The organism is Ruminococcus sp. RTP21359st1_H3_RTP21359_211015 (assembly GCF_040909065.1).
Lineage (GTDB): Bacteria > Bacillota > Clostridia > Oscillospirales > Ruminococcaceae > Hominimerdicola > Hominimerdicola aceti.
Genome location: NZ_JBDGDD010000028.1, coordinates 1 through 16,352 on the forward strand (window position 1 = coordinate 1; position 16,352 = coordinate 16,352).

Below are 16,352 nucleotides of genomic sequence, written 5' to 3' on the forward strand. Positions count from 1 at the left end.
CAAAAAAGACTGCTTTCCTACCCTTTTAAGGGTGGTTGCAGTCTTTTTTTATTGCGCGTTTTTTTACAGCGCCTTTTTTTGTAAAAAAAATGCAGCCATATAGAATATGACCGCATTGTATATTATTTCTTTTTTCTTCTGAAAAGCCTTTTGAGCCAGCCTAAAAAGCCCTTTTTCTCCTTTTCAGGCTCGACAGCCTTTGAATCATTAACAGGAGCAGGCTTTGGTGCATTGGCGTATGCTTCAGCATAAAATCTGCTTTGTGCGTCAATGGCGATATCTTCACGCTCTGCACGGACATATTTTCCGTCAGGCTGCATTATCCTTGCTTTTACGTTGTCCTGCATCTGGGTGTCAAAAATATCGAGGACACGTTTTTTTACTTCTTCACTGAGGATAGGTGCGGCGACCTCAACTCGCCTTGTGGTGTTTCTTGTCATATAGTCTGCGCTGGATATGTATACCTTTTTGCGAACACCTGTGCCGAAAATATATATCCTTGCGTGTTCAAGATATCTGCCCACTATTGAGCGTATCTGCACATTGTCAGTAACGCCCTCCACGCCTGCCACAAGGCAGGATATACCTCTTATAACAAGCTCTACCTTCACGCCTGCCTGAGAACATTCTATTATCTTGTCCATAAGCACCTTATCAGTAAGAGAATTGAGCTTTGCGGCAACATATCCCTCACCGCCTGCTCTTGCAATGCTTATCTCATTATCCATAAGCTCCACTACCTTATTTTGCAGACAGTGGGGAGCGACCATAAGTGCCTTTGAGCTTTCCACAAGCTCGCCCATTGACAGCGTTCTGAACACCTCGCAAGCATCCTGAGCAATGTCATTGTTTGATGTCATAAGGCAAAGGTCGGTATAAAGCCCTGCGGTCTTTTCGTTGTAGTTTCCTGTACCCACCTGAACAGTGTACTTTACGCTGTCGCCAACTTTTCTTGTAATAAGACAAAGCTTTGAATGGACTTTAAGTCCCTGCGGACCATACATTACATGACAGCCTGACTCCTCCAACAGCTTTGACCACCCTATATTGTTTTCCTCATCAAAACGTGCTCTCAGCTCTACAAGCACAAGCACGTCCTTGCCATTTTCTGCGGCGTTGCACAACGCCTTTATGACCTTGGAGTTCTTCGCCACACGATACAAAGTCATTTTGACAGACGTAACGCTATCGTCCTTTGCCGCCTCGTCAAGAAGCCTGATAAAAGGCTTTATGGACTCATAAGGATAGTGCAGAAAAAGATCCTTTTCGTCTATCTGCTCTATCATTGACCTTGACGGGTCTATCATCGCAGAGGGCTGAGGCTCCTGCTTCGGGAAAAAAAGCTCTTTTCTGTCTGCCGCCTTGTCAAACACAGCGAACACATAGGACATATCAAGGGGAGTTTTCTCCACAAAGACTTGCTTTTCTGAAAGCTCCAACCTTGAAAGCAGTTCGTTCAGCACAGTGTCGGATATTTGCTTTGAAAGCTGTAATCTCACAGGACAAAGGCGTTTACGCTTGTTGATAAGCTCAGACATATTCTGTCTGAAATCAAGTTCCGAGTCAAAGCCCTCGTCAACGTCGATGTCGGCATTTCGTGTCACTCTCATAAGAGCCTTTTCTTCTATTTTATAGCCCTCAAAAGCCTTGTCAGCATAATGGAGAATAAGCTCTTCTACAAGGATATAGTTTATGCACCCTTCGTCAGCAGGAAGAAAGATCACACGCTGGAATTTCTCGTTACAGCTAACTATACCCACTGTGACGGCAGATTTTGAAGCGAGTTTTGCGACCGCATAAATACTTTGATTTGCAAGAAACGGGAAAGGGTGTCTTTTATCGATAATAAAGGCATTAAGAAACGGCTTGACCTCATAGGCATAATAGGCTTCAAGAAATTTCTTATCCTGTTCAGTGAGAGCCTTTATGTTTTTATGTACTATATTTTTTAGCTCCAGTTCCTCGCAGATAGCTTTGTATGTCTTATCTTTTATTGGTATAAGCTCATGAACACGCTTAAATATTGCAGAAAGCTGTTCAGATGGACGCATTTTGGACTTGTTGTCTTTATGATCGTCGTCCACAAGCGAGGAATCATAAAGTGAACCCACACGCACCCTGAAAAACTCGTCAAGATTGCTTGCAAATATCGACTGAAAAAGCAATCTTTCAAGAAGCGGTGTAGCACTGTCTTGAGCTTCTTCAAGAACTCTCTCGTTAAATTTAAGCCATGATAACTCTCTGTTATCGTAGACCTTGTTATTCATATTCTTATTTCTCCTAACTCCTATCGTAAGAAAGGCATCTTATATCATACTGTATTATTATACCGCCAAACGAATATGATGTCAATGCAGGTGCCGTAAAAAGCTTGTAAAATCGCCATAAAACAAAAAAACTCCCGCCCGAAGGCAGGAGCAAATCGTCTTGAAGATCAGATCCCGATATATTCCTTAGCGGTCTGGCATATATTTGCACAGTTATTCGCAAGGACGCTGTTGTCTTGTGGAAGATTCGGCAACATGACAAGCCAAAAAAGAATGAACACCATTATAAGCATAAGCGTAGCACCAGTCAAAAGTATCAAAGCGGCTGAACGCTTTGATTTCAGTGTTGTATGTACGTCGCTGCACACTTTCTCGGCGGGCTGTGCATTTTCTTTTTCCTCGTTAGGAATACGTTTTTCTTGCTCTTTTTTACACTCAGTACACAACATATACTTTAAACCTCCATAATCTATTTTTACTTCATTAATTATTATATCACATTCTTACCGTCTTGTGTTAAGCTGGCAGCTATAATTTACAGAAATTTCGACTAAACTTTTTGTAAATTGGTAAAACTTTAAAACTTGTCATGCGCATATAATCTATCTTCATCAACAAAACCCCTAAAAGAATGACTTAACAAAATCAAATATTGATATATTTCTGCTATTGACAAATGATAAGCGTATGTTATAATTACTGTGTGTGGAAAAATCAACGAAAATATGTTGTAATTAGCTTTATGTGGAGGAAGTAAAAATGGTAGACAATGTACGTCGTGAATGTATCATGTCAATGTATGAGATATACCCTCTCAGCAGAAAATTGGTATTTGATACGTTTGATAAGAAAAAGTATGATATAACAAGAACTCAGCAGATAATAATGCTGTCACTATGTATTGAGGGAACGCTCACAATGTCACAGCTTGCAAGCAAGATAAACACTTCTAATGAGCAGGCAACAAGGGCAGTGGCACAGCTTGTTGACAAGGGCTTTGTTATCAGAATGCAAAACCCTGATAATCGCAGAGTTATCAACATCAGGCTCACTGACGAAGCTATGCGCTTTATGGAAAAGATGAAAAACGAGATACTTGATGATATACTTGGTAAATTTTCCAGCGTTTCAGATAGTGATATGAAAAAAATGAAGGACGCACTTGTATTTATAAATAGTATACTTAAAAAGGTGCTTAAATAGGAGGCTGTTATGACAAAGGCAAAGAAAATAGTCAGCCGTTGCGAAAGCTGTGTGAATTACGTTTTTGATGAGGATTGTGAATGTTACTGCTGCATGGTCGATCTTGACGAGGACGAAGCATACAGATCAATGAGCGACAGCGAATATAGCTGTCCTTATTACAGGCTTGATGATGAATATGCTGTTGTGAGAAAGCAAAATTGATGATAGATCGGTGAATACATGAAATTTGCCGATCTTTTCTTACTTTATTGAACGTGTAAAGTCTGAAAGCTTGTCGGTGTAGCTATGTAAAGCTTATTTGCTTTGCAGTGAACATTTGTTGCTAAATAAGGACCGATCTGGGGCTGAATTAATATTTGGCTAATGATAGAAATTTATTTATCAAAGTTTACAAAATATTAATAAATACAGCATTAGTATACAATGTTAAAATATTGACTATGCAGGCTGCTATAATCAAAATAGGAAAGATTTTTTGGGGGAAAGTTGCAATTAGCGTAAAAACGCAGGTTTCGTATTGTTTCATGTTCAAGGCTAATAAATATGCCGTTTTATCATCTGCCGGCACTATGAAAAAGATAAATCAATATTGTGTAAACTATCAGTATATTTATATGTAATAAAATACAAATATGATATATTGTGGGATTGACAAATGGAAAATCAAGTGATATAATACTTGTAATTATATAGGTATATTGCGTCGGAGGTGAGGCTTTTGAAGGATAAGGCGCTTGAAAAATTGTCGAAAAATGAGCTGCTCGAGTTAATGCTTTATCTGCGAAAAGAATATGATAAGCTTAACGCAGAGAATGAAAAGCTTCTTCAAAAACTCGAAGATAAAAAAAGTATCACTGACCGACTTGACAGGCTGGAGCGGCAGGTAGCTGCACTGACAGGTCACAAGCTGGTTGTTGAGCAGCCGGTAGCGGAGGAAGATCATGGCGGCAGATAGCAAGAACGAGGTGTTAAAAAAACCTGAGCTTCCTGATGTCCAGACACTTGAGCGTGTGGTAAAAAAGCATCACGAAAGGCGGGAATATCTGAGGATACTCCGCAGCACCGTGGCATCGCTTCTTGTTGTGGCAGCGGCAGCAGTGATCATATCAATGTTATTTTTGCCTGTTTTGAGAGTAACGGGTACAAGTATGACGCCGACTTTGCATGACGACGAGCTGGTGGTGTGCAGAAAGCGTGGAAGCTTTCAGAAGGGCGATATAGTTGCGTTTTATTATAATAATAAGATACTGTTGAAACGTGTTATCGCTACAGCAGGAGATGTGGTGGATATCAAGGAGGACGGTACTGTTATCGTCAACGGAAAAACCTTGAATGAGCCGTATGTTGACGGCAAAGCTCTGGGAGAATGTGATATCGATTTGCCTTATCAGGTGCCTGACGAGAGAATATTCGTTATGGGCGACCACAGATCTACGTCTGTTGACAGCCGTACAAAGAGGATAGGCTGTATTGCTGAGGAAGCAGTGCTTGGAAAGGTCTCACTGAGGATATATCCTTTTAAAAGGATAGGCACAGTGGACTAGCGTTTATTATAAATAGTGTATAATTTCGGAGGGAGTGATCCGTTTTGCAGAATTTTAACGGTAAAGTTCGGCAATATCTAAAAGAAAATGAAAGGAAAAAACGCAGCCGCTTGTTCGGTGTGGTGCTGTCTGTAGTTATGACAGTGTCAGTGCTGGCAAGTCTTGTTATGCCTGCAATAAGTGCCACTGAGGGTACTTCCGTGGCAGGTGGAGATGTTTCCTATAACGGCGGAAGCTATTCTTATAAGGATGCGAATAGCGTCACGATAAAATCCTATGATGCGGTCGGTTCAGGAAAAGACCAATCTAAAAAGATCGAATTTAATGTGGAATTTGATTTTGGCAAGGGCGAAATGACCAATAGGTATATTTATTTCCCTATCGACGATAATGTTAGCCTGCCCGAGGGCGGTATACCGTCAGACGGAACCTGGGGCGATGTCGAGGATACTCACTTCGATGAAGGACATGGAATTTCAGGTAAGTACAGAGTCGACGAGATAGATGGAAAGAAGTATCTTTTTATTGAGTTTGACGAGCGATATCAACAGAAAAACGAGAAGGACGCTATAAGCGGTAAGGCGAGCTTTGAGGGTAATGTAAAGCGTAAGGATACAGATACAGGTGATAAGACCACTGTTGAGATAGGCGGTCAGACGGTTGAAATAGGCGGCTTTACTCCGCTCACTATGTCTGCCATAAAGGACGCAAGCGAAACTGCTGACGGAGTTAGGTGGACTATCACAGTTGACAATCCTGCAAAGAAGCCTCTTGACAGGATCGAGGACGAGCTTTTTAAGGATGCTGTTGACGGAAGCTTCACTGTTTCACCTGAGGGTGCAGGAAGCTATGACGCGTCAAGCGGAAAGTTTGTTTTCAGCGATGGATTCAGCGAAGAAAATGTTACCATAAGCTACACGACCCCATATCCTACAAGCAATCCGGATTTCGTTATGTCAGGTAAGGTGGAAAACAAATCCACCACATATGATAAGGACGGAAATGGAGTAAAAGCAGATAAAATTATTTATTCTGAGTCAAAGAAGGATAAGATCTCAAAAACAGGCAAGAATGTTGACTACGACAATAACGAAGTCACATGGGAAATAGTTGTAAGCAACCCTAGCGGTGCAGACCTCAAGGGCTATCACCTTTATGATGAAGCATTTCCTGATGCAAAGCCGGGAAGCTTTACACTCAAAGCTGACGATGACTCAGATGTAAAGTACACACTTGACGGAAACACGCTTACGTTTGACGATAAAATAACAGCGTCCCAAATCACCATTGAGTATGTGACTGCTATTGATCCTGACAAGGCGGAAATTACAAATACAGTTAAAATGCAAAGACCTGATAAAAACCCATGGTCTGATATCACTTCAAGTGAAACTGTTTATAATAAGTATCAGATATCAAAAAGTGGCTGGATAGATAATAACACATTAGGTATAATCAAATGGGAAGTAACTGTTAAATGTAATGACAAAAACTCCACCCTTAAAGGTAAGACAATAACTGACAATATGCTTAAAGCAGGACAGAAGGTCAGCATTAAAATAGGAAACGATACTATTGATGCAACGGTTGCAAGTGACGGTGAGCTTGTTTTGCCTGACAGCATAGGCGACAATAACGAGGTAGTTATTTCTTATGAAACAAAGGTCGCTGATTATGATCTTGGCGACCCTGACAGCAGTGGATATTATTCAGTGAAAAATACTGCAGGTATTGACGGCTTCCATTCTGACAAGACAGTTTATTATAAGCCTGTAAACGAGAAGTCAAAAAAAGTTCTTGACATTTCTCAGAACGGGAGCAAGGTTACATATAAGTGGCAGGTGGTGGTCAAGCAGACAAACGGTTCCTTTAGGGGAAAGACTATAAGCGATGTAATGAACGCTGCATCAAATGACGGCAAGTCAATAAAGAGCGTTCTTGACCCTGATTCCATTATTATGTATGTTCAGAGAAATGGAAAAGGAAGCTATGAAACTCTTAACAGTTCAAATTACACTGTAGTACCTAATGCCGACAACACTTCGTTTGAGATAAAGTTCAATGATAGTGAAGAATTTGACAATATAAACCTTGTGCAGATACAGTATAGCAGTACCGTAGATGTAACAGGTCTTGACGCAGGTACTATTATAAATGTAAATAATAAGGCTGCTTATAAGGGCGAAACATTCGAGCCTAGTGCAGATAAGACTAAGTTTACTATAGGCGACAGCTCCAAAGCACCTTATGAAAAGTATGACGCTGCAAGCAGCACAGCAGGTGACACAGTGCATGATCTTAGCAGCCTGCCTGTTGTTACTGTAAATGGCGTTGAGTATTACAGGTTTGATTGGCGGCTTGATATCAATAAGGACGGCACTTATAAGTATGGCGAAAATGTCGAGATCGTGGATACTTTGCCATCTGGCATGATCTTATATGAGAATAATGATTATCTGAAATATTCATCTGGAAATAGTTCTGATAAGTATGATTTTGCACAAACAAATCAGTTTAAATATTTCTATGATAAGACAGCCAATACGGTAACTTTCAAGACTGCATGGAATCAGCAGGACGCTTGGACAGCTTACTACAGCACACTTGTAAAGGTCGATGATGTTAAGAACGGCGTTTACAAGAATGGTACTGCAGCGTTCAAAAACACAGTTCAGGATAAAGCTGGAAAATATCCGGAGAGAAGCCAGACGCAGACAGTTAAGGAAAAGAACTTGAAGAAAACTTCTTCTCCGAAGTCCACCGGCTGTGAGATAACTTATACCATTGATGTTAACCCTAAAAAGCTCAAATGCTCAACAAACGGAATGATAACTCTCAACGATGTTATCAAGTGCGGAGGCACGGCTGTAGTTAAGACAAAGGACGCTCAGGGTAACATTCAGACAAAAACGGTAAGCATAAATGGCAATTCCGCTGTTGATATGGATCTGAAGTCTATCAAGGTGTTTGACGCAGATACGGGTGCAGAGCTTGCTGTGAGTGATTACAGTTATGTGATATCAGACCCGGAGGTAGTTGACAGCACAGTTTCCTGCAGTGCAGATGTTATTACCAACGAAAAGGCCAAGTTTATCGCTAACTTTATTCCAAGTGAAAGTATTGTTGGCGCTAAGGGTACTATTGATCTGACTTTGCCTGAGGGCTACGAAAACGGAAATATAAAGAGATACTATGTGGCTTATGGCTATATGGACGGCAACAGTTTCAAGGAAGTAAAGGCTTTTGCCAATAAGAGCGGCGAGTGGTCAGATTATGGCTCAAGCATATCCGTTCCTGTGGAAGAGGTTTCTTCTGAGAAGGCGGGTGGTGTTTTCAGAGTTGAATATGAATACAGGGATAGCAACGGCAGTTCAAGCACTGTGGTAAGCAATGAAAAAATGCTTTCGGCTGTAAAGTGTTCTGCACTGACAGCGAAGACACGAGATTTTGTAAAGAAACTTGAAATAAACGTTCCGGATCAGCGTCACCTGAAAATAGTATACGTTTATACAGGAAGTCCTGCAAATGATGAGGACGCTGAGAACGATGGCTATAAAGTTCATGTGTTCAATAATATCTCATTTGACACAAACGGTTCAGCTGTAAATGACAGTGAAGATAATGATTCCGAGTTTGAGCTGATAAATCAGTCAAAGGCATCATCAACAACAGTTGAGCCATTTAAGCTTATGAAGGTAGACAGCGGAGACTATAGTATTATGCTCAAAGCTTCTTTTGAGATCTACAGATACACTAAGCTGGAAAATGGCACATACGATTGGCTCCCGGCAGTAGATTTCAAAGAAAATGCTGCGAAGGACAGAAGATCAGTTATATGGGGAAATTCGTCACAGGATAAGGCGCAGACATTTAATGTAAATGCTGACGGGTCATACAACCTTGATCTTGAACCTGCCGCAGGCACAGGAGATACTGAGGGGCATCTTTATAAGCTTATAGAAAAGCAAAGTCCAGAGGGTTATCTTCTTGACGAAACTCCTATTTATTTTGCCTTTAAAGTGCGTCCGGCTGTAGTTCCAAGTGAAGTCGGTGAGGACGGATATCAGTTCGTGAAGAACGGAGATATGTTCAGAGTAACAAATCTGCTGAAAGAGTTTAAGATAACTGCAAGCAAGGTTTGGAGCGATGGAAACGGCAATCATTCGGCAGAGAGCGTAAAGTTTCTTCTTGGCTCGTCTACAACTAAGGTTTTAAGCGGTGTTCCAGATGATATTCAGTGGGGCAGTGATGAGGTAACTCTTAACGAAGCTAATAATTGGAAACATGAGTGGTCAAAGCTTCCTGGATATACGAAGGTCGGCAATGATTACAAGCAGCTTTACTACTATATCAAAGAGATTGATCTTGCAACAGGATATGAGGCTGTATACAGTGCAACTGCAATGAGCAAAAACACTGATGTTACAGTTACGAACGTTAAGGGACTTAACATTACAAAGGAATGGCGTGATGAGCTTGGAAACAAGCTTGCTGACAGTGAGCTTTCTGCCGGTATCGACAAGATCGAGGCAGATGTTTATGAGTCCTCTGTTGCACCAAATTCAGCCTCAAGAGTGAATGGAGATAACGGAATACCAACAGATTGCAAACTTATAAAAACTGTTTCTCTGGAAAAGTCTAAGAATTGGACGGTAACTCTTGACGGTCTTGACAAGGACAAGTATTACTATGTTCTTGAAAAGAATATTCCTGACGGCTTTGGCGTTACATATACTTATTCAAATAACGGCAGTGCCACGGGCTTTGATACGATCGTCAATACCAAGACCCCTCAGAAGGTAGAAAATATGGACGTTCGCCTGCAAAAGGCATGGTCTGACGGCGATAGCAATGCTCATACCAATGATAAGGTAACGTTCAATATCTATAGGTCAACAAATAAGGCTGACGTTCCTGAAAATTATAACAAGTTTACAGGCACAATGGATAAGGGACAGAATGTTAAATTCAAGATCCTTACAAGCAATGGTGCAGAAATGGCTCAGAACGGAAGCTTTGCCTCTGAGTATACCATGTATGGCTCGGCTAAGTTCAGCTTCACCCTTAATAACGCATGGCTAGAAAGGGGCGATATGAAATATTCCGGAGTAAGGCTTATCAATTCGTCTGGCGATGTTCTTGCTGAGTTCTACAGAGATCGGGACGTTTGGGACGGTGACAAAAATCAGAGTGTTGCGTCATGGAGCGCTTCAAGTAAGTATATAAGTGTGTCTGTTGCTGATCTTTATAATTCCAGCAAGTTCACAGTTGACCTCAGCGGTATTACTTCCGATGTTACAGTTGAGCTTACAGCAAAGGTCAATGATGATAGCAGTTGTTCTTATGAGGTGACAGCTAATGAACTTGGCACACCTGAGAAGACGAACGTTACACCTGTTCCTAGTAAAGATGCGACACCTAGCGGTGAAGTATTCTTGTGGAAGCAGATAACGCTCACGGCTGATAACAACTGGTCAAATGCCGTTTCTCTTGAAAAAAATGACATCAAGGGTAGTAAGTATTACTATTGGTTTGAGGAGACAGACGTGAACGGTCAGCCGATAATCACATCGTCATACAAAGCTTACTACAGATACAATGGCTCAGAAAATGAGAATTGCATTGATATGACAAAGAACGGTGATCAGTATGTTCAGGTCTATAACAACTCTGAGGAAACCTTGGGAGAGCTGCCTGAAACAGGCGGCATGGGTGTTATCCCATTCGTGGCAGCAGGCGGAACAGTCACTGTTGCTGCAACAATACTTTTAGTTACAAAGCGTCGCAAAAAAACGCTATAAATAAACCAATATGAAAGGATAATTAATTATGAAGATGAAGAAATTCGCAGCTCTTGCCGCTGCAACCGTTATGTCAGTTTCAGCTATTGCTGCAACATCAGCATTCGGAGTATTTGCTACTACTGATGCTGGCGTTAATAACATTGTTATCAAGGATTCTGATACAAACAGAGTATATAAGGCTTATCAGATCTTTGACCAGGCATCTGCAACAAATACTATCAAGTGGGGCAAAGGCATTAATGGCGATGCTCTGCTTACCAGCCTGAAAACTTCTGGTCTTAGCACTTATATGTCTCAGTTCGACAGTGCTGAAAGTGCGGTAGACGTTGCAAAGATAATCTCAGACGCAGATCATTGGACAAAGGAAGATACTGCCAAGTTTGCAAAAGCCGCTTCTAGCTGCATCATCGACAATAAGTCTGTAACCGCCTATGAAGATAACGGTGAGTACACTATTCCACTTCCAAATGCTGGCTATTATCTCGTTGTCGATGCAACAGAAAATAATGGTGTTGATAAGGCTAACTCAGCTCTTATCCTTAACGTTTCAGGCACAACAAACGTTACTCCAAAGAAGACGAAGCCAACACTTACAAAGCAGATCAAGCACAATGAGAATGACTCATGGGGCGATGTTGGTGACAACGCAATTGGTGACGATGTAGAATTCAAGATCACAACAACTATACCAAGCGATGTATCAGCTTATGACAAGTATACATACACAGTTCGTGACCAGCTCAGCGAGGGCTTTACATTCAATGATAACCTTACATACAAGTACTATGATGCTGACGGTCAGGAGATCACTTCTGTTACAGTAGGTCCTAACACAACAGTTGGCGACGACAGCAGTACGACCGACTATAAGGAATCTTTCTATACTACTTTCGATATTAAGGAACTTGTAAAGAACTATCCTACAGTTGCAAAGATCGAAACTTATTATTCTGCTAAGCTCAATGAAAAAGCTAAGGTAGCAGTTACTGCTCCTGACAGCGTGAACAATAACCCTAACACAGCTTACCTGACATATTCAAACAATCCTCAGGACACAACAGGTAAGGAGAAAGGTGAAACACCTAAGGTTACAGTTTATGACTGGACATTCTCACTTGTTGGTAACAAGGTAGACGAAAAGGGCGAGCCTCTTGCAAATGCTGCATTCCAGCTTAGAAATGTTCATGGCGATGCTATCAGACTTGTCAAGATAGAAGACAATGTTTACAGACTTGAGATTGGCGATGAGGCAGGCTCTGTAGATACTATCTGGACAGATGCAACAGGTAAGTTCACTATCAAGGGCATTGATGATCAGACAACTTACAAGCTTGTTGAGACAGAAGCTCCTGCTCAGTATAACAGAGCTGATCCATATGAGTTCAAGTTTGACACAACATATGATCCTGCTAATACGCTTCAGTCCATTCGTATGCTCGACGGCACTGATTCAGGCACAAGCGGTTCAACAGTTAAGATCATAAACCAGAAGGGCGGCTCACTTCCAACAACTGGCGGTATCGGTACTCAGATCTTCTACGGTGTAGGCGGAGCTATCGTACTGGGCGCAGGTGTGCTTCTCATTGCTAAGAAGAGAGCTAAGAACGACTAATTTTTGAATTTATTTTTACCTTTGTCCTGCCGATCTCGGTCGGCAGGCATCAGGGAGGACTCCATGAGGAAGAAAAGCGGTAAATCAACTACAATTTTATTGGTCTTGTTATTGCTTGTGGGGCTCTCCGTGATGTTATATCCAACAATAAGCGATTGGTGGAATTCAAAAACGCAAAGCCGTGCGGTGGCGACTTATCAGAAAGCGGCAAATGACCTTTCTGACAAGGAGAATGAAGAGATACTCAGCCAAGCCAGAAAATATAATGAAGAGATAGCAAAGCTTGCCCGACCTTTTGTTGATTATGATAAGGTCAAGGGCTATGAGGATATCCTAGATATCACGGGGACGGGTGTTATGGGCTATATTTCCATTCCGACTATAAGGGTGGAGTTGCCTATTTATCATGGCACAAGTGATGGCGTGTTAAATGTCGCTGTGGGACATCTGCAGGGTTCGAGCCTGCCTGTTGGCGGAGCGGACACTCATTCGGTCATTTCAGCACATAGAGGTCTGCCGTCGGCAAAGCTTTTCAGCGACCTTGATAAGCTTGCAGAGGGCGATGAGTTCACTATAACAGTGTTGAAAGAGGTCTATACATATGAGGTCGAGGCTGTTTATATAGTTCTGCCTAATGAAATGGATAAGCTGAACATTATTCCAGGTGAGGATCATGTTACGTTGACTACCTGCACACCATACGGAGTCAATTCTCACAGGCTTCTTGTTCGTGCAAAGAGAGTTGAAACTGCGGACGATACAAAGAGTGTTTCAAAAATAACGGCAGACGCTGTTCAGCTCGATTCTCTTGTGGTCGTGCCTTTTGTAGCAATACCATTGTTTGTGGTACTGCTTGTGTGGTGGTTTGTGGATTCAAAACGCAAAAAAATCTCTCATGATGAGCTTGTGGCAATGCTAGATAAGTCAGAGAGTGACGATAATGTTGAAAATCTACCTGATAAGGAGAGTAGCAAAGATGAAACTTAAATTTTTTCAGCTTGCAAAGGTTGTTTTGTGTACGGCGGCAATGGCTGTTTCAGCCTTGGGAAGTATGACGATCTCAGCTTCTGCAGCGGATAATATCAATGTGGATATAGTGTGCAAAAATGATACGACGACTGTTAGTAATGCTGAGTGGAGCATATATAAGGTCGGTGAGCGTAAAGAAGCTGACTTTGTCCTTACCGGCGAGTTCAGCGATTATCCTATAGATATGTCTGATTTTACTGACGCTTCAAAAATGCAGGCTGTCGCTGATACTCTCGACAACTACGTAAAAACTGATGGCATAACACCAGTTTCAACAGGCAAGACGGATGCAAACGGTGAAGTAAAGCTTTCTGCTGATTCTGTGGGTCTGTATCTTGTTTCAGGCAAGAGTTTTGAAAACACAACAGCTAAGTTTACACCTTCTCCGTCACTTATCGAGATAGATAAGGATATCGTGGCTGAGGGTCAGATAACAGTTTACACCAAGTTCACATACGAAGAGATCCCAGCAGGGGACAGTGATTATGGTGTAAGAAAGTCGTGGATAGTTCCTGATGGTCAGGAAAAGCTCATACCTGATAATATCAAGGTGGAGATATATCGTGATGGCAAGCTTTTCGATACTGTTACTCTTAACGCTGACAACAACTGGGAGTATTTCTGGAAAGACAATTCTGCGGCTGAGTGGACAGTTAAGGAGATAGATATTCCTGCCAACTACACAGTTGTTACCAAAAGCAATGACAAGCTGTTTCTTATAGAGAACACATATAAGTCAGACAGTTCGAGTAATACAGATAGTAGTTCAAGCACACCTGACAGCAGCTCGTCAGGCTCTGATTCATCAAGCTCAACGCCTGACAGTATACCACAGACTGGTTCGCTCAACTGGCCGGTGCCTGTACTTATAGGCGGTGGAGTTATCCTTATCGCGGCAGGTTGGAGAGTAAGCAGAAAAGAGAAATAAAGGCGAAACCACATAGGCTCGACTTTACAACAGGAGAAAAATAGTGACTAAAAAAAAGCTAGGACTTTTGTTGATAATAATGGGGATAATGCTGATAGCGGCGGCATTATCCCTTAATTATTACAACTATTTTCATGAAAAGCAAAGTAATAAAAGGATGGAGGCTGTGCTGAGTGATCTGAAAACGCAGATCTCAGACAGTGCAGAGGATAGCGACAGCAGTTCACCCTTTGACATTTTTGACGATAGTCGATCCATGGACAGCGAGATAGATGACCCGGATAAGGATATCGTGCTTGACGGCAACTCATATATAGGCTTGATTTCATTCCCGACACTGGGGCAGGAGTTTCCTGTGACTCGTGGCTGGAGCTATGCTGCAATGAATACTGCAGCTTGTCAGTACAGCGGCAGACGTGTAGACAATGATCTTATAATCTGCGCTCACAATTACACAGGCTTTTTTGATAAGCTGGATAAGCTCAGCTCAGGTGACCAGGTCATTTTCACCGATGTTTACGGCAGAAAATTTAACTATACTGTCACAAACAGCGAACTGCTGAGCGGCTGGGATTCGCCATCGCTCATAAAAGGTGGTGGCAGCGACTGGGATCTGACCTTGTTCACCTGCACATGGAGCGGTTACAGCAGAGTGACTGTAAGACTTGTTTATTCATAAATACATCAAAAACGCACAGAGTTCTACACCCTGTGCGTTTTATATTCCTGCGGCAAGTCTTATTTTTTTTATATCAAAAGTTTTTAGTTTGTCATCGTATATGCAGTGTCGTCTTGACTTTCTTGGGTGGCGACGTGTATAGTCAATGGCTTCTTCAAGGTTGTTTGTTTGAAAAACTGGACGTTTCATTGCTTTGTTGTATACTGTGTATCTCATAAAAATACCTCCCAAATAATTGTTATAATTAATTATAACATTAATTGGTACGTTGGTCAATAGCAATATTGTACAAATTTAACCTATTAATTAGATATACATAAATTAGAACAGAAATCGACTTGTTTAAGAACACTTCACGACATAAGACGACATAATTCTACTTATAAAAATTATAGTGATAGTGGGATATTGTGCAAAAATGAGAATAGTTGGTCAATTTGACGAACGATAAAGTATAAATTTGTTTTGACAGCGAAAGTTGTAACACAGTTTTCATTGATTGATAATTAATTGAACATTCAAATATGGTATAATACCCTAAAGAATCGGAGAGGAGCGAGGAGTTATGGATAGCTTTGTGCGAAAATATGGAAGATATGTACCCTTTGCTTTAACTATTATCATAATATTTTGCTGTGCTCTTTTTCTGAAAGACCATGAGTTTTCTGAGATACTCAGTTATTGCCCGGACAATTTGTGGCTTGCCGCATTTGTTATACTGGGATTTTATGGATTGAAGTCTTTGTCGGTGGTATTCCCGCTTGCGGCTATTTTTGTGTGCGTGGGTGCAATATATCCGTTCTGGGTGGGCATTTTGTTGAATGTAATAGGACTATCGGTGTGTTTTACTGTTCCTTATCTTGTGGGAAGAATATCTGGTGGCGATATCATGCGTGTTATTGAGATGAAATATCCTAAGGCACGAAAGCTTGTAAATTATGGGCATGACAATAATCTGTTCGCCTCCTACATTTCAAGGGCTGTGGTAGTTGTGCCGGGCGACCTTGTTTCAATGATACACGGCGCACTGCGAATGCCTTACAGACCATATCTTCTTGGCTCGATAATGGGAGTGATGCCTGAAATGCTTGTGCAGACATATATTGGAGCACAGTTGAAGCATTTGACAATAAAATCAGTGCTTGTGATGATAGCACTCATAGCTGCAACGCTGGCTTTTTCACTGATACTTAATAAAAAGGTCAGCAGGAGCGGCAAGCAGATGGACAAGGAAGATTTTTGATATATGTACAAAAAAGCGGACTGTTGTTATCAGTCCGCTT

General features: G+C 41.4%; 13 protein-coding genes. 10 read left to right on the plus strand and 3 right to left on the minus strand.

All coding sequences use genetic code 11. The annotated features are described in order from the left end of the window. Positions 1-122: 122 nt before the first annotated feature. Together ppk1 and AB5Z01_RS10905 are read right to left on the minus strand one after the other, a co-directional pair. Positions 123-2,267, minus strand: a complete 2,145-nt coding sequence (gene ppk1 / locus AB5Z01_RS10900) for a polyphosphate kinase 1 (protein ID WP_368365538.1) — start codon at positions 2,265-2,267, stop codon at positions 123-125. Positions 2,268-2,434: 167 nt separating this feature from the next. Continuing rightward, a complete protein-coding gene (locus tag AB5Z01_RS10905) occupies positions 2,435-2,716 on the minus strand; it encodes a hypothetical protein (RefSeq protein WP_287238976.1) in 282 nt (93 codons plus the stop codon). A gap of 310 nt (positions 2,717-3,026) precedes the next feature. Here AB5Z01_RS10905 and AB5Z01_RS10910 point away from each other — a divergent pair, with 310 nt between their 5' ends. From AB5Z01_RS10910 to AB5Z01_RS10950, 9 genes are all read left to right on the plus strand, one after another. Next, positions 3,027-3,470, plus strand: a complete 444-nt coding sequence (locus AB5Z01_RS10910; protein ID WP_022288297.1) for a MarR family transcriptional regulator — start codon at positions 3,027-3,029, stop codon at positions 3,468-3,470. Between the two features lie 9 nt (positions 3,471-3,479). After that, the gene (locus AB5Z01_RS10915) at positions 3,480-3,674 is read left to right on the plus strand and encodes a DUF6472 family protein (protein WP_022288298.1); all 195 of its coding nucleotides are present in this window, start codon (positions 3,480-3,482) and stop codon (positions 3,672-3,674) included. Between the two features lie 517 nt (positions 3,675-4,191). After that, complete coding sequence (locus AB5Z01_RS10920; RefSeq protein WP_041337255.1) at positions 4,192-4,428, plus strand: hypothetical protein; 237 nt, start codon at positions 4,192-4,194, stop codon at positions 4,426-4,428. Then, entirely contained in the window at positions 4,415-5,017 is a 603-nt protein-coding gene (gene lepB / locus AB5Z01_RS10925; RefSeq protein ID WP_368365539.1) for a signal peptidase I, read from the plus strand. Before AB5Z01_RS10920 ends, lepB begins: the two co-directional genes overlap by 14 nt. Before the next feature lie 44 nt (positions 5,018-5,061). Next, positions 5,062-10,818, plus strand: coding sequence for a Cna B-type domain-containing protein (locus AB5Z01_RS10930; protein ID WP_368365540.1), 5,757 nt, complete (start codon positions 5,062-5,064; stop codon positions 10,816-10,818). Positions 10,819-10,846: 28 nt separating this feature from the next. After that, entirely contained in the window at positions 10,847-12,433 is a 1,587-nt protein-coding gene (locus tag AB5Z01_RS10935; RefSeq protein WP_287216338.1) for an isopeptide-forming domain-containing fimbrial protein, read from the plus strand. A gap of 63 nt (positions 12,434-12,496) precedes the next feature. Next, positions 12,497-13,420, plus strand: a complete 924-nt coding sequence (locus tag AB5Z01_RS10940) for a class C sortase (protein WP_287216337.1) — start codon at positions 12,497-12,499, stop codon at positions 13,418-13,420. Continuing rightward, entirely contained in the window at positions 13,410-14,390 is a 981-nt protein-coding gene (locus tag AB5Z01_RS10945) for a Cna B-type domain-containing protein (protein ID WP_332009088.1), read from the plus strand. Before AB5Z01_RS10940 ends, AB5Z01_RS10945 begins: the two co-directional genes overlap by 11 nt. Positions 14,391-14,433: 43 nt before the next feature. Further along, the gene (locus AB5Z01_RS10950) at positions 14,434-15,069 is read left to right on the plus strand and encodes a sortase (RefSeq protein WP_332009086.1); all 636 of its coding nucleotides are present in this window, start codon (positions 14,434-14,436) and stop codon (positions 15,067-15,069) included. Positions 15,070-15,108: 39 nt separating this feature from the next. Here the strand turns inward: AB5Z01_RS10950 and AB5Z01_RS10955 are convergent, their stop codons facing one another. After that, positions 15,109-15,285 (minus strand): hypothetical protein, encoded by a 177-nt coding sequence (locus AB5Z01_RS10955; protein ID WP_195246244.1) that lies wholly within the window; start codon positions 15,283-15,285, stop codon positions 15,109-15,111. A 349-nt stretch (positions 15,286-15,634) separates the two neighbouring features. On the opposite strand from AB5Z01_RS10955, the gene AB5Z01_RS10960 reads away from it, so the two are divergent. Further along, positions 15,635-16,312, plus strand: a complete 678-nt coding sequence (locus AB5Z01_RS10960; protein ID WP_046440726.1) for a TVP38/TMEM64 family protein — start codon at positions 15,635-15,637, stop codon at positions 16,310-16,312. The last annotated feature ends 40 nt before the right edge of the window (positions 16,313-16,352 follow it).